The following is a 25504-nucleotide window of genomic DNA, read 5'->3' as shown; positions in this document are numbered from 1 at the left end:
ATTCAGTTTATGCCGGGTTGTGCCGGCTGGCAGCGCAGCGCCAGTTGTCTGGCCAGCTGTGCCGGCGTACCGCTGAACTCTACCCGACAACTCCGTCCTGCAGCATCGGGGAGGTTGGATATCGTGCAGCTTTCGGCACTTTGCGTCCACACGAAGCCACCAACGCCGGATATGGTCGTGCAACCCCGCGACCCATCCTCTCCCAGACCACTGAACAGTATGACGCCGCAGCGCCCAGCCCATGCACCTGCAACCTGTTCCAGCAACGCATCAATATCTGGCTGGTAAATCGAGTCCCAGGCATGGCCAGATCGAATCACCCTGGCCTGGTCATCAAGTTCAACGGCACTTTCGGCGGGAACCATCCAGACCTGCCCGGCTTCAAGCGTTTGTTCATCACCCACCAGGGCAACCGGCCAGCTTCCGCAGCGATCAAGCTGCTCGGCCAGCAAGTCCTGGTAGGATTCCGAGATATGCTGGGCTACAAGCAGCACTACGGGAAGCTGCTCCGGCAGCGCTTCGAGAAATTGTGCCAGCGCCCTGGGGCCGCCAATCGATCCACCCAATACAACGAGCCATGGGCTGGAGTTGTCGGGTAATGTTCCTGAATCCCTGACCACCCGTAGTTCAGGCCGATTGTCTTGAACAGCATCCACCCAGGCATGGGGAAGTGCGCGGCGTGCCAGCGTATGTAATTTGTCGATCAGGCGCCTGCTCCATATTTCACTGGCGCCGATACCACCATGATTGAGCAGAACAGGGACAGGGGATTGCTGCAGGACACCTTGCACCTTTGTCCTGTCGACCTGCTCACCCTCCATGGCGACCAGCAGCACATCCGCACCGTTCCAGGTGGCAGGCAGTGGCAATTCCAGTGCCCCGTCGAGAACAACCTCCAACCCTTCACCCTCGAGCACGTTGCGAAAACTGCCTCGCTCATGCTCGCCTGCCAATACAGCAACGCGCAGAACATCCTCTGGCATATCGTCCATCTGGAATCTATTCCTCGAGCAATTCCGTTATATTTTCCATCAGGTCACTTTCCTGGAAGGGTTTACCCAGGTAGCGATTTACACCAATCTGCATGGCGCGCTGGCGATGCTTGTCGCCCGTACGTGACGTAATCATGATGATCGGAATATCGCGCAGGCGTGCTTCATTGCGAATATGTGTTGCAAGCTCAAAACCATCCATGCGTGGCATTTCGATATCGAGCAGCATTATATCAGGGATATTTTCCTGTAGCTTGGAAACGGCATCGACACCATCTTTTGCCGATATGACATTCATATCGTTGCGCTCGAGCAGACGGGTGGTTACCTTGCGCACCGTAATCGAATCATCGACAACCATGACTGTCACACCCTGCCGCTCTGCCGGCCGTTGCATGAGCTCTTCAACCTGCTCCATCATACCACTGCCAGACCCGACACTACGCAACATGGCAACCACATCAAGAATCATGACCACACGCCCGTCACCCAGGATGGTTGCACCGGACACGCCCCGAACTGTGCTGATCTGCGGGCCGACTGACTTGACGACAATTTCACGACTACCCAGAAGATTCTCGACATGGAAAGCCACTCCATGATCACCGGTTCGTGCAAGCAGCACCGGTAATCGCTTCTGCGCGCTGCCCAGGTGTGGCGCTCCGGTTCCCAATACACTGCCCAGGTGGCGTACTTCGTACTCGTAACCACCGTATTCGAAACGAGACTCGGGATCATCGTAGTAAGCTTTCAGATCCTCACGGCGCATACGCACGATACCCTCAATGCTTGACAGCGGAACTGCGTAGGTATCTTCACCAACTTCGATGAGCAAAGCCTGGTTCAATGCCAGGGTAAAGGGCAGACGGACAGTGAAAGTCGTACCTTCACCCTGCCTGGAATCAATATGCAGTGAGCCACCAAGCTGTTTGACTTCACTGTTCACCACATCCATACCGACACCACGCCCGGAAACCTGCGTGACCTTATCTGCGGTACTGAAGCCGGTCTCGAGAATAAACTGAAGCACTTCGTTATCACTTAGTACGGCATTTTTTTCCATCAGCCCACGCTCAATCGCCTTGTCACGGATTGCGTCCAGGCTGATACCTGCACCGTCGTCTGACATCCTGAGCACCACGTCAGAGGATTCACGCTCGAAAGTAATACGTATCGTTCCGGCTTCCGGCTTGCCCGCCTTGAGACGCTGCTCGGGTGTCTCGATACCGTGGGATATTGCATTACGCAACATGTGTTCCACTGGCGCAATAATCCGGTCAACCACTGCACGGTCCATTTCGCCTTCAGCGCCGGACAGTTCCAGCTCTGCCTGCTTGCCCAGTTCCTGGCAAGTCTGGCGAACGATCCGACGCATGCGTGGCGCAAGCCCGAGGAACGGCACCATGCGGGTACGCATCAGCCCTTCCTGTAATTCTGTATTAACCCGTGATTGCTGTAACAATAATGTTTCTGATTCGCGGGTTATGTTATCAAGCAGACCCTGCAAGCTGCCCAGATCGCTGCAACTTTCCACAAGAGAGCGGGACAGCTGCTGCATATGGGAATAGCGATCCATTTCCAGTGGATCGAACTCCTGCTCACCGTCATTTTCCTCTGCCTCGCGCTCATAGCGGAACAATACCTGCGCCTCGGTCTCAATCTCCAGCTTGCGCAACTGTTCGCGCACACGCGAAACTGTTTGCTCCAGTTCGACCAGGTTGAAGCGGTAAGCACCAACCTGTTGCTCGAGACGTGAGCGATAAATACTCACCTCACCGGCATAGTTTACGAGATTATCAAGCAAGGAAGCCTTTACCCTGACCAGCTCCTGGCTGGATCTGGAATGGACCCGACGCTCCTCAGTCTCAACATCTTTCTCGACAACCATTGGCTGTACAGCAGGTTCCACCTTTGCAGGTTTCCGCTTTTTACGCTTGGCGGGCTTTCTCCCCTCGCGAAGCGCTTCGAGCTCGGCAACAAGCTCTGGCGTGTCGGCAACCGGCTTGTGCTCTGCAACATCTGCCACCATGCCAGCCAGCACATCGTGTACTTCCTGCAACAACCCGAATACCTGCGGGGTCGCCTCAGCCTCTCCGGCACCAACTTTCTCTACAAGCGACTCCACAGCGTGCGAAATATCACCAATGGCAGTGATGTCCGCCATACGGGAACCACCTTTCAGCGTGTGCAGTTCACGCTGGAATTCCGCCATTAATTCACGGTTTTCAGTATCATCTTTCCAGTTCTGAAGCGTCTCTTCACTGTGTTCGAGTATGTCTGCCGCTTCCTCAAGGAACACTTCAAGCAGCTCAGGGTCTGTTTCAGCATAGGGGTCATTGGCAACCGGGAGTTCTTCTGCCGGCGATTCAGGTTCTTCTACCGGGCTTCCATCATCATGACTCCTGGACAGCACGCTTTCGCGCAATGCCTGGAGTTCCTCGATCAGTTCGTTCTGCGTGCTCAGCGGCCTGTTTCCACGCACCTCGTCAAGCATGCCGACCAGGGCATCCTGGGCACTCTGCACACCATGCAAAGCCTGTTCGTTTTCGCCGCTACCACAGTCATTAACAGTAATAATCAGGGATTCAACTGCATGAGCGAGGTCACCTACCGGACCAAGGTCAGCCATCCGCGCACCACCCTTTACGGTGTGTAACGCGCGCTGCAGCTCGGCCAGTGCCTCACGATCATTGCTGTCCATACGCCACCGGTTCAGTGCAGCATCACTTGTTTCCAGGTTTTCGTCACTCTCTTCCAGGAAGATTTCCAGCAGCTCCGGGTCTATGTCAACGTAAAGCCGGCTTTCCCCGACAGATTCCGGCTCAGCATCACTGTCGATTCCGGCTTCTGCTTCATGAATGTCCTCCGGATGCTCTGCCACTGCCTGCACAGACGGTGCAGATTCACGCAATGCCGTGATACGCGACAGAATCTCATCAAAACCTTCCGGCGCGCGGTGCTCCCCGGGGAGTACGTCGAGCATACTCTGGATCTGCGACACACTTTCCTGTAGTGCGGCACAACCCGGCTCAGGCATACCTTCCTGGGCCATGAACAACCGCCTGGTATACTGCTCCAGCTCACCCGAAAGATCTGCAATCGGGTCACTTCCCGCCATGTGCGCACTGCCATGCAGCGTATGCAGGGCACGTATCAAGGTATCATCAATACAGGAATCGCCATTGTCGACCCTGGAAAGGAATTGGCGAATAACTTCCAGGTGACCGCGCGATTCCGAGTTGAATATTTCGTACAGCATCGGGTCCATTACACTGTCGACAATAAGGTCGTCATCGCCCGCCGCCAGTTCAGCCGGTTCGTCGGCCTGATCCTGATAATCCGTTTCTACAAGCTCAGGTGCCACATCTTCCAGCACGGGCTCTTGCAGTGTGATTGATTCCGGCGTTGTATCTACCTCCACATCAGGTACTGCGGCCTGAGCGAGGGGTTCCGGTGCTATCGGAAGTTCCTCTCCCTTACTGATAGCATCCGCAGCCTTCATCAGCCAACCAACGGGCCTGGTTACAGGAGAACCGTTCTTTACCTGCCCTGCAAGGTCAACAAGTGCATCGAGCGCGCGTTCCAGGATATCCGTCATCGGAGCATTTACTTCGATGGTCCCGTCAATGGCCCGGTTAAGCATATTCTCGTAAGCCCAGGCGAATTCTCCGATACGCATGGCGCCGACCAGCCGACCACTGCCTTTCAGCGTATGGAATGAACGTCGAATCGTATCCAGGGAATCACGGTCTTCATTATTCTGAATCCACATCGGTAGGCGGGTACCGAGACTCTCGATTTCTTCCTCGGCTTCCTCGATAAAGATCTCCAGGATTTCTTCATCGACCTCGTCACCAATGATGGCGAGGCCATCATCTTCTTCCTCGATTGATGAGACCTCTTCATCAGCTGACAGCCCAGACTCATCAACGTGCTCCGCAACTTCAGGACCTTCTTCAGCTACAGCACTATTTTCCCGCTGTTCCGCCGCCGGCAGCTCAACAACATCCCTATCAGGCAAGTCCGGCAAGTCGCTAATCGCAACAGCTTCTTTATCACTGGCCTGTACATCGACGTCAATATCCGCCTGCCCGGCATCTTCAATTGTATCGTCAGTTCCGGCTGCTTCCGATTCTCTGCCCGGATCCGGATCAAAGGGTTCCAGCACATCGTTAAACTCAGCCTGACCTTCCGGGCTATCCTCCGGCTGTCCGGCTTCATCACCCTGAATAGAGTAGCCGAGTGTCTCGACACCTTTCTCGGCCACATTCATCGCTGAATGACCATACATGCGGTTTTCGCGGCGACTTTCCAGATAATACTCCAGGCCACAAATCGCATCCGCAAGTGAATCCAGTTCCTGCGTCGCTACTTCTGCATCACCGGGGATAAGCTTGTCTTCTATATATCTTGCGGCGGCATCAATAATCGACGCGGCGCGTGTCTCTTCCAGTAACAGCAGCCCACCCTTGACCTGGTTGAACCACTGGGGAACTTCACCAAGGTCACCGGCATCCTCACCACCCTTGGTAAAACCAACTATCGCTTCCTTGGCACGCGCAAGATCCGCGATTGCTTCCTGGAGGACAACATCCATAACCTGGTTGAATTCAGACTTCGCCAGGTGCTCATCGACAGTTTCTTCCGATACGTCAATAGCACGCCCGGAACCCATGGACTCAACAGAGGACTCGACAAACAGCAGAGTACTGGCAGCATCCATCAATACCGTGTCCGGCGGTGCCTCACCTGCATTCTGGTACGATTTTATTTCGTCAACCTTGGAAACAACTGCAGCACGCGCCTCACCAAGGCTCAACATACCCAACGTATCGCCCAGGGAACCCAGTGTCTGCACCATTTCACCAAGTGCATCGGAGTCTTCACATCCACCGCGCAGCGCAACATCCAGCTGGTCTTTCAGACGCGCCAGCTCTTCCTTGACTGCGACAGCAACGGTTTCGAACAAATCGGTATTTGCGCCAGACAGACTCTCCCTGGCGGATGCCATCTCTTCCTCACCGGGCAGGAGCTCTTGTAACTGATAGGTCGCCTGTATGGCCTCGGCGCGCTCACCGGCCCCGCTGGACTGCGCAACATAAAACAGTAGATTTTTAGCAAGATCAGTGGCCGGTTCTTTCGCAAGTGCAGCTTCGCCCTGATCAACAAGTCGTTTGATCTGCCTGTCAACCTGACCCATAAGGCGCTTTACTGACACACCGCCTTCAAGGCTGCCTGCCTGTACCGCATCGATCACACCCGCTGCAATCCACCAGAGGCGTGTGACAGATACATCGCCACCCAGACCATGAAGTTTGTCAAGCACCTCGGACAGGGAATCCAGCGACTTCTGTTCATTTGCTCCAGCACGGAACCAGCCAAGCAGACCAATCTGGAACCGATGGCGCAATTGTTTGGCATCAGCAACCAGGTCCCCTTCGACGGTATAAGACGCAACATCTCCAGGTAATGCTGCACCCAGATCAGGGGAGAACATAACATTTTCGGAAAGCAGGTTTGCCCCCCTGACGGCGCGTAAATCATTCAGGATCGGCAGCAGCACCAGAGGTATGTCCTGGCTACCTGAAATCAGACGATCAAGATAATCGGGCAATTGCAGAATTGCACGCATAAGCACATTGCAAGCATCATCCTGTTGAGCAACCTTGCCATCGGCCAGCGCCACTGCAACCTGCTCCATCTCCTCTGCCAGTAATGCAGCGCCGTATAACTCGACCATTTGCAGGGTCCCGTAGACCTGGTGCAAATGCGCCGAAAGGAAGCCCAGCCGGGCAACATCCGACGTGTCTTCAACGTATGCCTCGAGTGACTGGCGCGCCTCTTTAAGCGTTTCGTCCAGCTCGTTCTTAACCCACGTCAGTGTACTGAAGTCGATTACCTGATTCATTTGAGTTCCTTCCATCCTGCACCAAGTGCTTTTAGTCCGTGCGGCGATACGCAAGCGTATCCTGGTAACGCACTTTCTCCATATGTGGATGTTGCCAATTCAGCAATTCCCCCGGCCCCAGCACCAACACCCCCCCCGGTCTGAGGCAATCCGACAGGCTGTTAACAATTTCCAGCCGCCGTTCCCGATCGTAATAAATCAAAAGATTCTGACAAAAAACAAGGTCCATATCTGCCATCGGCGCAGAAGCTACATCTCGAAGATTCAGCTGCGCAAAACAGACTCGTTCACGCAACTCTTTCTCCACCTCGAACCGGCGTTGTATTACCGGGGTACAATATCTTTCCCGAAAATCTTCGGGGATATCTTTGAGGCGTCGATCCATATAGGCCCCGGTTCTTGCCTGCTGCAGGGCTGGAAGACTGATATCTGTTCCAGTCACACCAAACCGCCTGGCTGTACTGTTACCTGCATAAAAATGGTCAATCAGCATTGCAAGACTGTAGGCTTCCTCGCCCGTTGAACAGGCAACACTCCATGCATTGAAGGTCGTCATGCTTGCAGAATGCTCCGGCAAAACCACTTTTTCTACCAGGCGCATAGATGGTGCGTGGCGGAAAAAGCAAGTCTCATGAACCGTAAGCTGATCAACCAGCAGCGGCCATTCCCTTGCCTGCATGGCAGGTGATGAAAGAAGCTGATAATACTCAGCGAGATCCTCACACCCGGTTTCACGCATCCTTGCCCTGAGCCCACTTGCCAGGAAGGACTTTCGCTCCGGGGCAATAAACAGCCCTGCGCGTCCTTCAAGCAGCCGTGTCCATCTGGCAAACTGGCGATCATCAATATGCTGTGAACACCCGGCTTGTTGCCGGGGTTCGCATACTGCACCGGATTGTCCGGCCGGATCTGACACGATCGCTCCGTTTCCTCTCCGTTATTCCGGAAGCTTGAAGCCGGCGACTGATCCGCCCATCTCGTCTGCAAGACCTGCCAGATTACCGATGGATGCTGCCGTTTCGTTGGTACCGGCAGATGTCTGGGTCGTGATCTCCTGAATAACATGCATGGTTTCGGAGATATTCGCTGCCGCTTTGGACTGCTGGCGGGCAGATGCAGAGATGTTCTGGATCAGGGAAGAAAGGTCATCAGACACATTCATGATCTCATCCAGCGCTTCCCCGGACTCCTCGGCCAGTCGTGCACCGTTTACCACACCCGCAGTACTCTGCTCCATGGAGATAACCGCTTCATTGGTATCGGTCTGGATGGTTTTAACGAGTGCTTCAATCTGCTTGGTAGCATTACCTGAACGCTCAGCGAGACGCTGGACTTCATCAGCAACCACCGCGAAACCACGGCCTGCTTCACCAGCCATTGCCGCCTGGATAGCGGCGTTCAATGCCAGGATGTTGGTCTGCTCTGCGATGTCGTTGATCAGTTCAACGATATCACCGATTTCCTGGGAGCTTTCGCCCAGGCGCTTGATACGTTTCGACGTTTCCTGGATGTTTTCACGAATGCGATCCATACCTTCGATGTTACGACGAACGGTGTCACCACCCTTACCGGCGAATTCAACCGATTTCACCGCCATCTGTTCCGTGTCCTCGGCATTGCGGGACACTTCGTCGATCGATACGGCCATCTCGTTAATCGCTGTTGTGGCAGTGGTGATCTCTTCTGCCTGGTGACTACTGGCTTCTGTCAGGTGCTGCGCAGTTTCCTGCGTCTGCCTGGCTGCCGCCGATACCTGGCCGGATGTTTCATTGATGGTCGTCACCATGTCACGCAGGGCGTCGATGGTATAGTTGACCGAGTCAGCAATAGCGCCGGTAAAATCCTCGGTCACAGTAGCATAAGTTGTCAAATCACCATCGGCCAGGTTGCCCATTTCATCAAGAAGACGAAGAATAGCTTCCTGGTTGTCGGTGTTTTCTTTCTCTGCCTGTTTACGACGGGTTTCCTGATCGCGATACACCTGCATACCCAGCAGGAACAGCACCAGGAGACTGACTACACCAAAGACGTATGCCATCTCGGGCTGAACTGTGCGCAGGTCTGCTGCCAACGAATAGGCATTCTGCAAGCGCAGCGCACCGGCAAACAGCTCGTCAGACTGGGATGCTATGCTCCTGGCTGATTTCTGAATCTCCAGCAGATCTTCAGACATGTCGAGCAACTCTTCAACATAATCCGAGACAATGGTAAACAGCATCGACGTTTCAAACAGTTTGGTCTGTACGTCTTCGTTCTTGACCATCTTCATGGTGTCGTTACCACGAACCATGCCATCCAGCACCGTGCCGTACGCTTCGACGTCCTCGGAGAACCGCTCAATCGCCGTCTCCACACCTTCACCGCTCAGTGCGTGGTTGATGTTGTTTGCTATACGCTGACTCAGCATAAGCTGGCGTGTTGCGATGTTAATGGTTTCGCGACTGGCCTTGCTGTTCATCAGGATATCCACGATCTCTTCATCGTAGGCCTGCAGCTTTGGCATGATTTCATTTATGACCTTACTGGCCTCGGAAACGACTGCCACGCTTTCCTTTCCGTCCACAACGAAGTCAATACTTTCACGGAACTTCGACCAGGACGCTTTCATCGCCTCCAGGTCATCCTTGATGGCCTCGCTACTCGGAGGAAGCCCGGTAACCACGTTACCATTTTCCTCGTAACCAAGAATCTGCTCAAATCGATCACGGTACTGGACCAGCTGGTCGAATGCACTGTCCACGCCCGAAGATGCCTCCAGCGCGTACTTCGCAATCTGCTGGGAAAGCACCTGCTGTTCACTGGTGTACCCGATGTACTCCTTGTCATAGTTGGCCTGAATGCCAACGTACCAGAATACGCTGACCATGGCGCCCAATGACAGCAGAAGTGCTGCAATCAGATACATCGTCCTTTTATGTGAGCCCACCTTTACGTGGGACTGTGTCGCTGTACTCATGCTTCGTCTCCTGACCTATTCAGCTGATCGTCTTCCCCAATTGGATTACTACAAAGAACTAACCTTTTCCTGACCACTAGACTGCGGCCTGCAAAAACTGTGGCCTTTCAGCCAGATCGTACATACTGAACACACCCCAGTGCTCGGCACCCGAACGGAATCCATGCTTCAGATACGGATAAATCTTCTCATCATCGCCCGGCAATTCATCACAACGCTGGTCTTCCCTGAAGTGTCGGAGCCCCAGCACCGCGTCGACAACCAGTCCCGAATAGACCCCGTTGTGATTTACAACAAGAATTCGACTACGCCGGTTCAATACTGCCGGCCTGTCGTGAAGATAGCCCTGAAGATCCATAATCGGCATCAGGTTCCCGCGAACATTTGCAATACCACAGACCCATGCTTTGGTCCGCGGCACTTTTGACAAAGAGGGCGGCGTGAGAATCTCTGCAACCTCACCCAACGGTGCAACAAGATCAAGACCCCCTAGACGGAATCCAATTCCGATCCATTCATCATCACCTTCTTCCTGCTGAGGGAGGCCGTGCGCATGGTTCAGACAACATCTTTCCAGGTGAACCAGCCATTCCAGTGGTGTGTCGAAATCTTGTGCAGACATATCCCTGATCCTCAGGCAGCCGCCAGAATCGCGTTGATTTTTTCCATCAGTGTTTTTTCAGCAACCGGCTTGGTCAGGAAGTCCTTTGCGCCCTGGCGCAGACCCCAGACACGATCCGTCTCCTGGTCCTTAGTCGTCACGATGATCACCGGGATATCAGCTGTCTCTGTATTCTTCGTCAGCTGACGCGTCGCCTGGAACCCGTTCAATCCCGGCATCACGACATCCATCAGGATGAGATCCGGTTTCAGCTCCTTGGCGCGCTCGATACCTTCAGTACCGTTCTCGGCCGTTTCGATTTCGAAACCGTTCTTCTCGAGCATGCCTTTCAGAATGTGGGCTTCGGTCGGTGAATCATCTACAATCAAAATTTGTGCCATTTCTTTCTTCCCCTAGAGTTGGTTACTGCTCCACAACGGGTACGCCGCTGGCGGCGTGATCCCGGGACCGTTCCGTCATGTCATGACGTGCTCACGGATCGCTCCCAGCAATTCATCTTTGGTAAACGGTTTGGTGAGATACTGGTCAGAACCCACAATGCGACCGCGTGCGCGATCAAACAGCCCGTCCTTGCTCGACAACATAACGACCGGGGTATCCCGGAACACCTGGTTGTTCTTGATCAATGCGCAGGTCTGGTAGCCATCCAGCCGCGGCATCATGATATCGACAAAAATAATGCGGGGTTTTTCGTCGGCAATCTTGGCCAGCGCCTCGAAACCATCGGTTGCCGTCACAACATCACATCCAGCTTTTTTGAGCAGGGTTTCAGCCGTTCGGCGAATCGTCTTTGAGTCATCAATGACCATGACCTTCAGACCCGCAAACCCGTCATCACTGGCGGCTTCTTTGCTGGATTTCGCTTTCTCGTCTACGGTTTCCATCTTTTCTGCTTCTATCGAATCCATAACGGTTTCCATACGACTCCCACCTTGCGCTTCTATACTTCGCCCGGTTTATCGCCTGCGCCTCCCTCTGGTGATGCGCAACAAGCTCCAAGCGACCGATTTGCCGACATAATTACGATACAATCGCGGCTACTGGCATCTATCGTCCATTGCCAAGTAAACTTTACAAACCTGAATCCGTTCACAATCTGAGCGATTGATCAGATCGCAGCAGGAACCCCGATGACGATCCGCCTGGGCATCGTGATGGACCCGATCCAGTCCATCAAAACGTATAAAGACAGCAGCTTCGCGATGTTACTGGCCGCACAACGACGCGGCTGGCAGCTTTTTTACATGGAACAATCTGACCTGTACCAGCACGACGGCCAGGTTTCCGCCAGCATGCAATCACTGCAGGTTTTTGACCGCGACCACGACTGGTTCGAACTGTCAGATATGGCAGATCAGCCTGTCAGCTCTCTGGATGTCGTACTGATGCGCAAGGATCCCCCCCTGAACATGGAGTTCCTGTACACCACCTACTTACTTGAACTGGCCGCAGAGCATGGCGTTCTTGTCGTAAATCGCGCCGATTCGCTGCGAAATTGTAACGAAAAGCTGTTTACTGGCTGGTTTCCGCAATGCTGCGCGCCCAGCCTGGTCAGTCGGAAACCATCCCGACTGCGCGGCTTTCTCGATGAGCATGGGGATATCATTCTGAAACCCCTTGATGGCATGGGTGGTGCGTCGATTTTCCGGGTAACCCGCGAAGACCCCAATATCAGCGTCATTCTGGAAACCCTCACCAAGCTGGGCCAGCGAACTGCCATGGCGCAAAAATTCATTTCCGAGATCAGCGCCGGCGACAAGCGCATTCTGATGATTGATGGCGAGCCTGTGCCCTGGGCACTTGCGCGTATCCCGGCGAAAGGCGAGACCCGCGGAAATCTGGCCGCCGGCGGGCGTGGCGAGGGTGTGGCGCTTGGCGAGCGCGACCGCTGGATCTGTGCACAGGTCGGGCCTGAACTGCGTCGACGTGGCCTGATGTTTGTCGGCCTTGACGTCATTGGTGACTACCTGACAGAAATCAATGTCACCAGCCCAACCTGTATCCGCGAGCTGGATTCGATCTACGGGCTGGATATCGCCTCTGAGCTGATGGACGCTATCGAAAATCAGCTAAACGCACGCCATTGAGCATACGCGCTGTTTCTTTTCTGGCTCTGGCGCTGCTGCTGGCAACCGCTTGTCAACCACAGCCGGAGGTCGTCTACCGGCAGCAATTATTTGCCTTTGGCACACTGATCGACATCACAACACAGGGTGTCGATGCGGCACAGTCGCGCGCTGCCGTGCAGGCTGTAGACGCGATGTATCAGCAACAACACCGCGACTGGCACGCCTGGCAACGCGGCGCCCTCGACGATCTGAATAATGCCATCGCCGCCGGTAAATCCTGGCAAACCGACAGCTCCATTGTGAAATTGATTCGCATGGGGCAAAACTTTGAGCGCCTGAGCGGCGGTCTGTTCAACCCGGCGATTGGTGAACTGTTGGCGTTGTGGGGCTTCCAGCAGGACGAGCCTGAAGGGCCTCCACCTTCACCACAGCGGATAAACGCGTGGCTATCACACAAGCCGTCAAGCCTTCAGCTCACCATTGACGGTAATATTGTCAGTAGCCAAAACCCGCATGTTCGACTGGATTTTGGCGGGTTTGCCAAGGGCTACTCTGTCGGCAAGGCCGTGGAACTACTGGAAGGTCGGGGCATCCACAACCTGATTATCAATGCCGGCGGTGATCTTTGTCTGCGTGGAAATCGTGGCGGCAACAAGCCCTGGCGCATCGGTATCCGCCACCCGCGCAATACAGGGACTCTCGCCACGCTGGAATTACAGGGTGCTGCCTGTGTCTTCACCTCCGGTGATTACGAACGCTATTATATTTACCAGGGCCGGCGCTACCACCATATCCTTGACCCACGCAGCGGCTACCCGGCTACCGCTACCCGCTCGGTAACTGTAATTGCCGACGACCCGGCACTGGCTGATGCTGCCGCTACTGCACTGCTGATCGCCGGCGCGGAACACTGGCAATCAGTTGCGGTCAATATGGGCGTCACCGATGTACTGCGTATAGACGATCAGGACGTTGCGTGGGTTACACCACGGCTGGCAAAACAGATTGTATTCGATCCGGCGTGGAAGTCTGTCAGGGTCGTTTCGTTAAAACACTGACCGGGACACACCGGTATGAATACTGCATACTGCGATGCATGAACACCAGCACAGCAAAATCATGACAACCCTGGACCAACCGGCACTCGAAGCGCCGACGACTGATCGGCTGGCATTGACCCTGTTTGTCGCCACCGCCTTTCATGCACTGATTATCCTGGGCATCAGTTTTGATGCCTTTGATCGCGACTCGCAGGATGACTACCTGCCGACACTGGACATTACCGTGGTCAATCCCGGCAAGGAACTACCACCGGAAGACTACGATTACCTTGCCGAGTCCAGCCAGCAGGGCGCCGGCAATACTACAGAGAAGGTCAAGGTCCGCCAGCAGATGCAGGCACAGGTAAAAACTGCTGCCAGCCCGGAAAAACAGCCTGAGAAAACACGCCTGCTCACCAGCGATAACAACATTCGCAAGACACCGGACAGCCGCGATCCACAGGAAAAACAGGAGCGGCCCAATGCTGCAGACATTATTAACCGCAGCAAGGAAATGCTCTCACTGAATGAGAGTATCCAGCAAAATGCGCTGGTTTATTCGAAACGCCTGGCCGGCGCCTACATTACTGCAAGTACCCGGGAAGCCCGCTACGCCAGCTATATGCGCGACTGGGTGCACAAGGTAGAGCGGGTTGGCCAGCTCAACTACCCCGATGCCGCCCGCCGCCAGGGCATGTCCGGGAAATTGATGGTTGAGGTGGCTGTCTACCCGGATGGCAGTGTGCGCAACATAACCATACTGAAGCCGTCCGGGCACAAAATCCTCGATGATGCCGCAGTACGCATCGTTAAACTCGCAGCACCCTTCGCTCCATTTCCGGAAAATATCCGCAAGGACAACGACATTCTCTACATAACCCGCACCTGGATCTTTTCCAGCAGCAACAAGCTCACCACACGGCCCTGATCTCGTTCGCGACACACCATCACTTGTACTCTGTGGTTCGCTACAGGATACTAGCGGTATGACTGGATCGCTCCTCACCAACCAGTTTCTGATTGCCATGCCAGGGTTGGAAGACCCCAATTTCTTCCATTCCGTCACCTACATTTGCGAACACAACGAAGAAGGCGCCATGGGGCTGGTTATTAACCGGCCAATGAATATGCAACTCGGCGAAATCCTGGAGCACATTGAAATCAGGGATGCCTCTGTCGAGGCACGACACATCCCCATCTACCTCGGCGGCCCGGTCCAGCAGGAGCGCGGCTTCGTACTGCACAGTCCACTGGGCGAGTGGGAAGCCACCATGCAGGTCACCGACCGTATTGGTGTCACCTCATCACTGGATATTCTGCAGGCAATTGCGCACGACGAAGGCCCTGAAAAGATACTTGTCACACTGGGATACGCAGGCTGGGGCGCCGGCCAGCTGGAGCAGGAACTGGCCGACAATGCCTGGCTCAGCGGGCCTGCCGACCCTGACATTCTGTTTAACAAACCGGATGATGAGCGCTGGAAAGCTGCGGCTGCATCACTTGGCGTGGATCTCGACCTGCTTTCCGGAGATACCGGTCACGCCTGATGCCGGAGAGTGAAGCCAGCCAACCCCTGCTCGGCTTCGACTACGGACGCCGGCGTATCGGTGTCGCCGTTGGCCAGCGGCTGACGCGGTCGGCAACACCACTGACCACTGTCCGCGCACGCGACGGCAAACCGGACTGGGCTGCAGTGAGTCACCTGATAGAGGAATGGAAACCGGGCGCACTGGTGGTCGGAATCCCGTATCATATGGATGGCGCCGAGCAGGACATGACCCACGCGGCCAAACGCTTTTGTCGCCAGCTTGAAGGCCGCTTCCGCCTGCCGGTACACCAGGCGGAAGAAAGACTCAGCTCGTGGGTGGTGGAAAACAGGCTCAGTGCGCGCGAGCAGGCAAACACAGACATCGACGCGATGTCCGCACAGGTCATTCTGCAGGACTGGTTACAGCAAGAGCCAAACGATTGAACAAAACAAGCGATATTTCAGCCCTGATCGGCAACATGGCCGACGAACTGCGTGAGCGCGTGCTGATCGACGAGCAGACCGCCATGGTCGGAATTCATACTGGCGGTGTCTGGGTCGCACAACAACTGTACCCGCTGCTGGACATCAGGGAACCGCTCGGCGAACTGGACATCTCTTTCTACCGGGACGATTTCACCCGTATCGGAATGAACCCGCAGGTTCGTCCCTCGCAACTGCCTTTTTCCGTCGATGACAGGCACATTATTCTTGTTGATGACGTACTGCACACCGGGCGCACCATTCGCGCCGCCATGAATGAACTGTTCGATTACGGCCGCCCGGCCTCAATTACACTCGCCGTGCTGGTCGAGCGCGACGGTCGCGAACTCCCGATAGAAGCCGCTGTCACAGGGCAGCACATGGAACTCGGTGAACAGGATCACGTCAAACTGACCGGTCCGGAACCACTGCAACTGGAGGTTAAACGCGCACCATGAGCGCCAACCTGCAAATTGGTGAAGACGGCAGGCTGCGCCATTTCCTTTCTATCGAAGGACTGAACCGTGGTCTGTTGACAGAAATCCTCGATACCGCAGAGTCCTTTGCCGGCGTTACCGAGCAATCCGTGAAAAAGGTTCCGCTGCTGCGCGGCAAAACCATCGTCAACCTGTTTTTTGAAGCCAGCACACGCACACGCACCACTTTCGAGCTGGCCGCCAAACGGCTTTCGGCTGATGTACTCAACATCAATATCAATGCTTCCAGTGCCGTGAAAGGTGAAACATTGCTGGACACGCTGCGCAACCTGGAAGCGATGCATATCGATATGTTTGTGGTACGTCATACCGACAGCGGCACTGCAAACTTCATCGCCAGCCACGTGCAGCCACACGTCAGTGTGATCAATGCCGGTGATGGCCGCCATTCGCACCCGACCCAGGCCATGCTGGACATGTTCACGATCCGCCGCGAAAAAGGCCCCGACTTTGGCCGCCTGACAGTCGCTATTGTCGGTGACATTGCCCATTCACGCGTCGCGCGCTCGCAAATTCATGCACTCAACCTGCTAAATGTGGGTGACCTGCGAGTTGTGGCACCACGTACCCTGATACCGGCCCACGTGGAATCACTTGGTGTACGGGTATTCCATGATCTGCAAGAAGGTCTGCGTGATGCCGACGTAATCATTATGCTGCGCCTGCAACGTGAACGCATGCAAGGCGCCATGCTGCCAAGCGAGCACGAATACTACCGTCTCTACGGCCTGACCCGGGAGCGCCTGACGAATGCGAAACCGGATGTCACGGTCATGCACCCCGGCCCCATCAACCGTGGTGTGGAAATGGACTCGCAGGTGGCTGACGGACCACGCTCGGTGATTCTCGAACAGGTTACCTACGGCATTGCCACCCGAATGGCAGTGATGTCCATGGCCATGCATCCCGTATCCAGTCAGGAAAACCATGGCTGAGCCCAACATCCATATCCGTGGCGGGCACCTGGTCGATCCAACCAACGGGATCGATGACACAACCGACCTGTATATTGCCGGCAGTCGTATCGCCGCCATTGGTGAAGCGCCGGACGGCTTCAGTGCTGACATCACGCTGGAAGCCAGCGGCCTGCACGTTATCCCGGGGCTGGTTGACCTGTGCGCGCGTTTGCGTGATCCCGGCCAGGAACACAAAGCAACTATCGATAGCGAATGCCGCGCCGCAGCCGCCAGCGGTATCACCACCCTGTGCTGCCCGCCCGATACCACGCCCGTCGTCGATACCCCCGCTGTGGTTGAGCTCATCCGTCACCGTGCCAGCCAGCTTGACGCGACACGCGTTGTCACGCTGGGCGCCCTGACGCGCGGCCTCCAGGGAACACACCTTAGCGAAATGGCGGCATTGAAGCAGGCCGGCTGTGTCGGTGTCAGCAATGCACTGAAACCCCTGGCCTCGACACAGATCGAGCGCCGTGCCTTCGAGTACGCGGCAACCTTCGACCTGACAGTCTTCCTGCATGCAGATGACCCGGCACTTTCTGTTGATGGTTGCCTGCACGAAGGCCAGGTATCCACTCGCCTTGGTCTGCGCGGCATTCCCGAGGCAGCTGAGACTGTCGCCGTGGCGCGCGACCTTGCACTGATTCAGCAGACCGGCGTGCGCGCCCACTTTTGCCGGCTCACCACCGAGCGTGCAGTACGCATGGTGGCGCGTGCACAGTTCGATGGCCTGCCGGTCAGCGCCGATACTGCTATCCCATACCTGTACCTGACTGACCTGGATGCCTCGGAATTCAATCCCGATTTCCACTTCATCCCGCCTCTGCGCACCCAGAATGATCGCGCAGGACTGATTACCGGGCTGCGGGACGGCACGCTCGGCGCGCTCTGCTCGGACCACCAGCCGCACGAGGCCGATGCCAAGCTGGCGCCGTTCCCGGCTACCGAGCCAGGGGCATCCGGTATCGACACCCTGCTACCGCTGACCCTCAAACTCGCGCAGGACGAACAGCTCACACTGAGCGAGGCTATCGCCCGCGTGACCTGCGGCCCTGCCGCCATTCTCAACCTGCCCTGTGGCGAACTCGGTGTTGGCCGGGTCGCAGATATCTGTATTTTTGATGCCGGCGCACACTGGCGGATCACCCCGGACAACCTGCTTAGCCAGGGCAAGAATACGCCGTTCAACGGCTGGGAAATGCCTGCACAGGTACACTATACCCTGCGCGATGGCCGGATTATTTTTACCCGCGAGGCCTGATGAAACACCCTGATCACCGCGAAACCATTGCCCTGGAAGCGGCCGAAGTCATCTCACACCAGGCTTTCGATGGCGACCAGTACATCCTGCGCTTGCAAGCACCGGAATGTGCCACACTCGCTCAACCCGGCCAGTTCGCGCACCTGAGCTGTGATCCCATGCTGGCCATGCGCAGGCCGTTATCCATCATGCGGGTCGATGCAGAAAAAGGCTGGGTAGACTTTCTCTACAAGGCCGTCGGTCGTGGTACACGCCTGCTCGCTAACCGTGAAGCCGGGGAAACACTGAGCCTGCTGGGGCCGATCGGTAAACCCTTCACCTTCGATCCGTCCCGCCCACGCGCACTGCTGCTGGGAGGGGGTGTCGGTATCCCGCCAATGGTTTTCTTCGCCGAGCATTTGAAAAACTCCCGTGACAGCCAGCCACTGGTGCTGATGGGGTCTGAAGTGCCTTTCCCGTTCACCGGGCGCCCGTCCCGGATCATGGTTCCCGGCATGCCGGACGGTGTGATTGCTGCCATGCCTCTGCTGGATGACTGGGGTGTCGCCAGTCGCCTGGCCAGCCTGCAAGGCTATAGCGGTTGCTTTGAGGGCTATATCACAGACCTGGCACGCCGCTGGCTGGACGAGCAGAATGATGAGCAACGCAGGCAGATCAGTGTGTATGCCTGCGGCCCTCACCCGATGCTGGCGGCCGTGGCAAAACTGGCAAATGACTACAAGCTGTCCTGCCAGGTGTCACTGGAAGAATATATGGCCTGCGCGGTCGGAGGCTGTGCCGGCTGCGTGGTCAAGGTACAAACTCCGGAAGGGGCAGCCATGAAACGGGTTTGTGTGGATGGCCCGGTATTCGAGGCAAGCACGGTTTTCTGACTCGCACACGATAACGGGGCATGGGCAGCACACGCCCACACCCCGCTACTGACAGCAACAAATCAGGGTGTTTCTACCAGCGTCACACCGTCCAGTGCACTGGAAGCTTCGACCTCGCTGTCCTTCAGCTTGATCATCAAACGCACTTCGTTGGCCGAATCGGCATAGTGGATGGCATCGTCCTGGGTAATTTGGCCTTCACGGTACAATTCGTACAGGGCCTGGTCAAAGGTCTTCATACCCTGCTGGTTGGAGCTCTTCATCAGATCCTTGAGCTTGTGCACTTCACCCTTGCGTATCATATCCGATGCCAGGGGTGTATTGATCAACACCTCAACTGCCACCCGACGCCCCTTGCCGTCCGGGGTAGGTATCAACTGCTGCGCCAGGATGGCTTTCAGGTTCAGCGACAGATCCATCAACAACTGCCCACGGCGGTCTTCCGGGAAGAAGTTGATAATACGGTCCATGGCCTGGTTGGCATTATTGGCGTGCAGTGTCGCCAGGCACAGGTGACCGGTCTCGGCGAACGCAATAGCGTGATCCATGGTTTCGCGGGTACGTATCTCGCCAATCAGAATCACATCAGGTGCCTGACGCAAGGTGTTCTTCAGCGCAGTATCAAACGATTCAGTATCAATACCCACTTCACGCTGAGTTACGATACAACCGTTGTGCTGATGCACATATTCGATAGGGTCCTCGATGGTAATAATATGCCCGGTACTGTTGGCATTCCGGTAACCGATCATGGATGCCAGTGAAGTTGACTTACCGGTACCCGTGGCACCAACAAATATAATCAGGCCACGCTTGGTCATGGCCAGGCTCTTGATCACCGACGGAAGCGTCAGCTCATCGAGGGTGGGGATGGTCGTTTCGATCCGACGTAATACCATGCCGCAATGATTCCGCTGGTAAAACGCACTGACGCGAAAACGACCGACACCGGCAGCACTGATGGCAAAGTTACATTCAAGGTTTTCGTCGAAATCCTTGCGCTGCGCCTCAGTCATCACACTCAGGACAACCTCGCGCGCCTGGTCCGGTGTCAGTGACGACTGCGAGACCGGCTTGATGTGTCCATTGACCTTCATGCTCGGCGGCATACCAGCCGTGATAAACAAGTCGGATGCCTGCTTGTGCACCATAAGCTTTAGCAGTGAATTAAAATCCATTATGCGCCCCGTTAGCGAAAGAGTTCTTTGTTCATGGCCTTGGAACGTGCATCAAGCCGGCTTATCAGGCCACGCTGCACCAGTTCCTGAAGATTCTGGTCGAGTGTCTGCATACCCACTGCCTGACCGGTCTGGATCGCAGAATACATCTGCGCCACCTTGTCTTCACGGATCAGGTTACGAATCGCCGGTGTACCGATCATGATTTCGTGAGCGGCAACACGTCCGCCACCGGTCTTTTTCAACAGGGTCTGCGAAATGACCGCACGCAGTGATTCGGAAAGCATGGAGCGCACCATGGTCTTCTCGGCCGCCGGGAACACATCGATAATACGGTCGATGGTTTTGGCTGCAGAACTGGTATGCAGGGTACCGAACACAAGGTGACCGGTTTCGGCCGCGGTAAGTGCCAGGCGTATGGTTTCCAGGTCGCGTAATTCGCCGACCAGAATAATGTCCGGATCTTCACGCAGGGCTGAACGCAGGGCTTCGTTGAAACCGTGAGTATCTCGATGAACCTCGCGCTGGTTGACCAGGCACTTTTTACTTTCATGCACAAACTCGATGGGATCCTCGATGGTGAGGATGTGCTCGAATCGCTCATTGTTCACATGGTCCATCATGGCCGCCAGCGTGGTCGACTTGCCGGAACCGGTTGGTCCGGTTACCAGCACGATGCCGCGTGGCTGGTCAGCGATATCCTTGAAGCTCATGGGGGCACCCAGCTCTTCGAGCGAGAGAATGGTCGAGGGGATAGTACGAAATACCCCGCCTGCGCCACGATTATGGTTGAATGCATTGACACGGAAACGCGCCAGGTTGGGGATTTCGAAAGAGAAATCCGTCTCCAGGAATTCCTCGAAATCCTTGCGCTGCTTGTCGTTCATGATGTCGTAGATCAGGCTGTGCACGGTCTTGTGATCCAGTGCAGGTACGTTGATCCGGCGAATATCGCCATCGACGCGTATCATGGGCGGCAGGCCCGCGGAAATGTGTAAATCGGATGCGTTATTCTTAACGCTAAAGGCGAGTAACTCAGCAATATCCATGCTCTTCCCCAACTGTGGTTCTGGCTTTCCTTATCGTCACGCCGGGCCATAACTTGACCTTGCGCCCCTGCCCGGCGCCTGCAAGTATAGCGGCTTGGCAGGTTTCCGCGCCGACTCCGGGTTTTCCGCTTGAATCAGACATTTGGGGTGATGTATGGTCTGCGCCATGAAGAAAACACCACTTGCTTTCATCGGTGCCGGCAACATGGCACGCAGCCTCATCGGCGGCCTGATTGCCGATGGCTGGGATCCAGCCAGTATATCGGTATCCGACCCCGACCCGGATCAGCTGGCCGCCGTGGGCCGGTTATTCGGAACCCGCAGCGCCAAGGACAACACGTCCGCGGTCGAACAAAGCGAGCTGGTTGTACTGGCTGTCAAACCACAGGTTATGCATGACGTTGCCTGTGAACTGGCCGCCACCGTACAAGCCCGACATCCCCTGGTTATTTCCATTGCAGCCGGGATTTGCAGCAATGACCTGGAACGCTGGCTGGGTGGCAATTGTGCGTTAGTACGCTGCATGCCGAATACACCTGCGCTCGTACAAAGCGGCGCCACTGCCCTGTTTGCCAATTCGGCGGCAAGTGATGACCAGAAAGCGCTGGCCGAAAGCATCTTGCGGGCAGTCGGTCTGACACTGTGGATTGAAGATGAGTCACTGCTGGACGCAGTTACCGCACTTTCCGGCAGCGGACCTGCCTATTTCTTCCTTGTTATCGAGGCCCTGCAGGAAGCCGGACAATCACTCGGGCTCGACGACAAGACGGCGCGCCTGCTGGCCGTGCAAACTGCATTTGGCGCCGCAAAAATGGCGCTGGAAAGCCGCGATGATGCCGCCACACTGCGCCAAAAAGTCACTTCACCGGGCGGCACCACTGAAAAAGCGCTGGCGGTTCTGGAGGAAGGTGGTTTACGCACCTTGTTCAATGACGCCCTCAAGGCCGCCCGTGACCGCTCACGCGAACTGGCCAAACAGTTCGGAGAAAAGTCGTAATGGGTACAAGCTACGTAACCAACCCGGTTGAATTCCTGATTAACACGTTGTTTGGCCTGTATATCCTGATGGTCATGTTACGTTTCCTGCTGGCAGCTGTGCGTGCGGATTTCTACAACCCGGTCTGCCAGTTTCTGGTCAAGGTCACTAATCCGCCTTTGCTTGCCCTGCGGCGTTTCATCCCCAGCACAGGGAAAGTCGATACCAGCGCGCTGGTGCTGATGCTGCTCCTGCAACTCCTGTCCTTTACACTCATAGGACTGCTACGTGGCGGTCCGCTGGCTGTGTGGCCGTTACTGGTCTTGTCGCTCCGTGAGCTGACCGAACTGGCGCTCAATGTTTTCCTGTTTTCAATTTTCGTCCAGGTCATTATCAGCTGGGTGAACCCTGGCACCTATAACCCCGTGGTATCCCTGCTATACAGCATCACCGAGCCGGTATTGCGCCCCTGTCGTCGATTGATACCGCCGATTTCCGGACTGGACCTTTCACCGCTGGTGGCACTGATTGCCATTCAGCTCGCCAAATATCTGATTCTACCCCTCTTTTTGGTTTTTCTATAACCGCGCGGATGACGGAACCCTGTTATCGATGGCAAGATGATGACCTGATTCTGTCCATCAGGGTACAGCCCAGGGCCAGCCGGGATGAAATTGTCGGAGTGTATGGCGACCAGCTGAAAATTCGTCTCACCGCACCGCCAGTCGACGGCAAGGCCAACCAGCACCTGCTACGATTTCTTGCGCACTATTGCCAGGTACCGCGCATACAGGTTGAGTTGATCAGTGGCCAGAACGGGCGCACAAAAAAGGTGCGCATCAACCACCCCAACCGTTTACCCGAACCGGTTTCCCCGCGAAATCATGGTTAAGCGCCACCGACTGATAGCCACAATCCCGCTAAGCCTATAAAAAACAGACTAAAGTCCTCCTCACCTTGGCCGTTACCCGTAGCAAGATACGCCTCTAGCGTAAAGTCGACCACGCCTGCCAAACAGGCCCAATAATTTACAGCGGGAAACTATGCATGCAGCAGGATCAACTTGACCGCCGTCTAAAAAATTACACGCAATGGCGCGAAAAACTGATTCACAATGTCCAGGCATTTCAGGAATGGCTCGAAATCCATCAGCTGGCCTCGAGCGAACAGGAATTCCGGATATTTGAAACCCTAGAGGCCCTGCGCAAGGATCGCCTGACGATTGCTTTTGTTGCTGAATTTTCACGCGGCAAGACAGAGCTCATCAACGCACTGTTTTTTGCTCACTTCGGTCAGCGTCTGCTTCCGTCCGAGGCCGGCCGCACGACCATGTGTCCGACCGAACTGTTCTATGATCACGACGCCCCTGATGCCTATATCCGCCTGCTGCCGATTGAAACACGGCTCCAGGACAAGAGCATTGCGGATTTTAAACTCGAACCCATTCACTGGAACCATACGCCGCTGAATACCAGTGACCCGGAGCAGGTTGCCCAGGCGTTGCACGAGGTCATTCGAACTCGACAGGTCCCGCTGGAAAAGGCCCGTAAACTTGGCCTTTACGATGAAGCAACAGACCCGGGCTTCAAAGCCACTGGCAAAGTGCCGACCCAGGTCGAGATTCCCTGCTGGCGACATGCGCTGGTCAACTTCCCGCATGACTTGCTCAAACAGGGCCTGGTAGTACTGGATACACCTGGTCTGAATGCCATGGGCAGCGAGCCTGAATTGACCCTTAGTATGTTACCGGCTGCGCAGGCAATACTCTTTCTGCTTGGTGCAGACACCGGCGTCACACGCAGCGATATGGAAATGTGGGAGCATCATGTCAGCGCGGTTCGTGGTAAAGCCGGCCACAACCGGCTTGTGGTACTCAACAAGATTGATACTTTGTGGGACGAACTGAAAGCCTCGGCTGCTGTGAACGCCAGCATCGAGTCGCAGCGACTTTCCACAGCAGAACAACTGGACATTTCGCCTGACCTGGTATTCCCGATATCTGCCCAGAAAGCCCTTCTGGCAAAAATCCGCGGCGACAAGAAACTGCTCAACAACAGTCGCATACCCGAACTGGAAGACTACATCGCCAACACAATATTACCGGGCAAGCAGGAAATCATCCGTAACAACCTTGTTGAGCATGTTGGCGGAATGGTCGATGAAAACCTCGCCATTCTGGAAAGCCGTAAAAGCGAAACCACCAAACAACTCGCCGAGCTACGCTCATTACGTGGCAAGAATGCCGATGTCATCATGCACCTCATGAGCAAGTCCCGGGAGGAGCAGGCTGCCTACCTGCGCAATGTAGAGAGTTTCCAGAACAGTCGGAGACTGCTACAAAACCAGGCACGCAGCATGCTTGATGCATTGAGCATGGAAACGCTGGACAGGCTCATCAACAAAACACGCGAAACCATGACTCACAGCTGGACAACCGGCGGCCTTAAACGCGGCATGGAAACTTTCTTCGATGGCGCCCGTGACACCATGGACCAGGTCACCACCCACTCGGAACAGACACGTATGCTGATCCGTGCGACCTACAAAAAATTCCATGAAGAGCACGGCTTGCCGCAAATTATGCCCAAGCAATTCTCGACAGCACGCTTTTCATCTGACCTGGAACGCCTTTACCAGGAAGCGGAAAGCTTCCGGCGTAGCCCGGTTACAGCCGCCACCGGACAGTCCTTTGTGGTCAAGAAATTCTTCATCTCACTGGTCAGCCATACCCGCAGCCTGTTCTACAAGGCCAACCAGGATGCCAATGCCTGGCTCAAGGAGGTCATGAACCCGCTGGTCAGGCAGATCAAGGAGCACAAGGCAACCATGGAGAAGCGACTGGAGACCCTTCGCCGCATCAGCGAATCACGTGATACCCTGGATGTACGCATCAAGGAACTGGACACCGGCCTGCGTGCAACCAAGCGACAAATTGATGCACTGCAACAGATTCGCCACACTATATACACCCCGGAAACAGATTCGTCGAAGGCTTCAGTTGCCATAACACAAACAGCTGAAGAGGCGATTATTTAGCACCTGCGCACATCCAGGAAACCTTATCGACCCGGTTTGGTCTATAGTTCCATTGTACAAACCATAAAATCGAAGGAGAAT

22 protein-coding genes are annotated in these 25504 nt (G+C 55.4%); 13 read left to right on the top strand and 9 right to left on the bottom strand.

What is annotated here, in order from left to right; all coding sequences use genetic code 11:
• Positions 1-2: 2 nt before the first annotated feature.
• From DFR30_RS01820 to DFR30_RS01790, 7 genes are all read right to left on the bottom strand, one after another.
• Positions 3-992 (bottom strand): chemotaxis protein CheB, encoded by a 990-nt coding sequence (locus DFR30_RS01820; RefSeq protein WP_132971040.1) that lies wholly within the window; start codon positions 990-992, stop codon positions 3-5.
• Between the two features lie 7 nt (positions 993-999).
• Entirely contained in the window at positions 1000-6900 is a 5901-nt protein-coding gene (locus tag DFR30_RS01815) for an Hpt domain-containing protein (protein ID WP_165869061.1), read from the bottom strand.
• Positions 6901-6931: 31 nt separating this feature from the next.
• A complete protein-coding gene (locus DFR30_RS01810; RefSeq protein ID WP_132971038.1) occupies positions 6932-7816 on the bottom strand; it encodes a CheR family methyltransferase in 885 nt (294 codons plus the stop codon).
• 21 nt (positions 7817-7837) lie between these two features.
• Positions 7838-9856 carry a methyl-accepting chemotaxis protein gene (locus DFR30_RS01805; protein WP_207891786.1) on the bottom strand — a complete coding sequence of 673 codons (2019 nt, stop codon included), beginning with the start codon at positions 9854-9856 and terminating at the stop codon, positions 7838-7840.
• Between the two features lie 76 nt (positions 9857-9932).
• Complete coding sequence (locus DFR30_RS01800; RefSeq protein ID WP_132971037.1) at positions 9933-10478, bottom strand: chemotaxis protein CheW; 546 nt, start codon at positions 10476-10478, stop codon at positions 9933-9935.
• Between the two features lie 11 nt (positions 10479-10489).
• Complete coding sequence (gene pilH / locus DFR30_RS01795; protein WP_132971036.1) at positions 10490-10858, bottom strand: twitching motility response regulator PilH; 369 nt, start codon at positions 10856-10858, stop codon at positions 10490-10492.
• A gap of 75 nt (positions 10859-10933) precedes the next feature.
• Positions 10934-11287, bottom strand: a complete 354-nt coding sequence (locus DFR30_RS01790; protein WP_243640748.1) for a response regulator — start codon at positions 11285-11287, stop codon at positions 10934-10936.
• A 321-nt stretch (positions 11288-11608) separates the two neighbouring features.
• Here DFR30_RS01790 and gshB point away from each other — a divergent pair, with 321 nt between their 5' ends.
• The 9 genes from gshB to DFR30_RS01745 all read left to right on the top strand — a co-directional run bounded on the left by gshB (position 11609) and on the right by DFR30_RS01745 (position 19184).
• A complete protein-coding gene (gene gshB / locus DFR30_RS01785) occupies positions 11609-12565 on the top strand; it encodes a glutathione synthase (RefSeq protein ID WP_132971035.1) in 957 nt (318 codons plus the stop codon).
• Positions 12562-13605 (top strand): FAD:protein FMN transferase, encoded by a 1044-nt coding sequence (locus DFR30_RS01780; RefSeq protein WP_132971034.1) that lies wholly within the window; start codon positions 12562-12564, stop codon positions 13603-13605. The genes gshB and DFR30_RS01780 overlap by 4 nt, the downstream gene beginning before the upstream one ends.
• Positions 13606-13666: 61 nt before the next feature.
• On the top strand, positions 13667-14515 hold the full coding sequence (locus tag DFR30_RS01775) for an energy transducer TonB (RefSeq protein WP_165869060.1): 849 nt from the start codon (positions 13667-13669) through the stop codon (positions 14513-14515).
• A 58-nt stretch (positions 14516-14573) separates the two neighbouring features.
• A complete protein-coding gene (locus tag DFR30_RS01770) occupies positions 14574-15134 on the top strand; it encodes a YqgE/AlgH family protein (protein ID WP_132971032.1) in 561 nt (186 codons plus the stop codon).
• Positions 15134-15559, top strand: a complete 426-nt coding sequence (gene ruvX / locus DFR30_RS01765) for a Holliday junction resolvase RuvX (RefSeq protein WP_132971031.1) — start codon at positions 15134-15136, stop codon at positions 15557-15559. The genes DFR30_RS01770 and ruvX overlap by 1 nt, the downstream gene beginning before the upstream one ends.
• Entirely contained in the window at positions 15556-16056 is a 501-nt protein-coding gene (gene pyrR / locus DFR30_RS01760) for a bifunctional pyr operon transcriptional regulator/uracil phosphoribosyltransferase PyrR (RefSeq protein ID WP_279386870.1), read from the top strand. Before ruvX ends, pyrR begins: the two co-directional genes overlap by 4 nt.
• Positions 16053-17030 carry an aspartate carbamoyltransferase catalytic subunit gene (locus DFR30_RS01755; RefSeq protein ID WP_132971030.1) on the top strand — a complete coding sequence of 326 codons (978 nt, stop codon included), beginning with the start codon at positions 16053-16055 and terminating at the stop codon, positions 17028-17030. The genes pyrR and DFR30_RS01755 overlap by 4 nt, the downstream gene beginning before the upstream one ends.
• Entirely contained in the window at positions 17023-18312 is a 1290-nt protein-coding gene (locus tag DFR30_RS01750) for a dihydroorotase (RefSeq protein WP_132971029.1), read from the top strand. The genes DFR30_RS01755 and DFR30_RS01750 overlap by 8 nt, the downstream gene beginning before the upstream one ends.
• Positions 18312-19184 (top strand): dihydroorotate dehydrogenase electron transfer subunit, encoded by an 873-nt coding sequence (locus DFR30_RS01745; protein ID WP_132971028.1) that lies wholly within the window; start codon positions 18312-18314, stop codon positions 19182-19184. The genes DFR30_RS01750 and DFR30_RS01745 overlap by 1 nt, the downstream gene beginning before the upstream one ends.
• A gap of 62 nt (positions 19185-19246) precedes the next feature.
• Here the strand turns inward: DFR30_RS01745 and DFR30_RS01740 are convergent, their stop codons facing one another.
• Together DFR30_RS01740 and DFR30_RS01735 are read right to left on the bottom strand one after the other, a co-directional pair.
• Complete coding sequence (locus DFR30_RS01740) at positions 19247-20362, bottom strand: PilT/PilU family type 4a pilus ATPase (protein WP_132971027.1); 1116 nt, start codon at positions 20360-20362, stop codon at positions 19247-19249.
• A gap of 11 nt (positions 20363-20373) precedes the next feature.
• Entirely contained in the window at positions 20374-21411 is a 1038-nt protein-coding gene (locus tag DFR30_RS01735; protein ID WP_132971026.1) for a type IV pilus twitching motility protein PilT, read from the bottom strand.
• A 166-nt stretch (positions 21412-21577) separates the two neighbouring features.
• On the opposite strand from DFR30_RS01735, the gene proC reads away from it, so the two are divergent.
• The 4 genes from proC to DFR30_RS01715 all read left to right on the top strand — a co-directional run bounded on the left by proC (position 21578) and on the right by DFR30_RS01715 (position 25423).
• A complete protein-coding gene (gene proC, locus DFR30_RS01730) occupies positions 21578-22408 on the top strand; it encodes a pyrroline-5-carboxylate reductase (RefSeq protein WP_132971025.1) in 831 nt (276 codons plus the stop codon).
• Positions 22408-22971 (top strand): YggT family protein, encoded by a 564-nt coding sequence (locus tag DFR30_RS01725; RefSeq protein WP_132971024.1) that lies wholly within the window; start codon positions 22408-22410, stop codon positions 22969-22971. Before proC ends, DFR30_RS01725 begins: the two co-directional genes overlap by 1 nt.
• Positions 22972-22979: 8 nt before the next feature.
• Positions 22980-23279: a DUF167 family protein gene (locus DFR30_RS01720; RefSeq protein WP_132971023.1), complete on the top strand. Its 300-nt coding sequence runs from the start codon at positions 22980-22982 to the stop codon at positions 23277-23279.
• 155 nt (positions 23280-23434) lie between these two features.
• Entirely contained in the window at positions 23435-25423 is a 1989-nt protein-coding gene (locus DFR30_RS01715; protein ID WP_132971022.1) for a dynamin family protein, read from the top strand.
• Positions 25424-25504: the final 81 nt, after the last annotated feature.

This window comes from Thiogranum longum, from assembly GCF_004339085.1.
In the GTDB taxonomy this organism is placed as follows: domain Bacteria; phylum Pseudomonadota; class Gammaproteobacteria; order DSM-19610; family DSM-19610; genus Thiogranum; species Thiogranum longum.
Note: the sequence above shows the minus strand (reverse complement) of the source record. Positions and strands in the feature narration are given on the sequence as shown.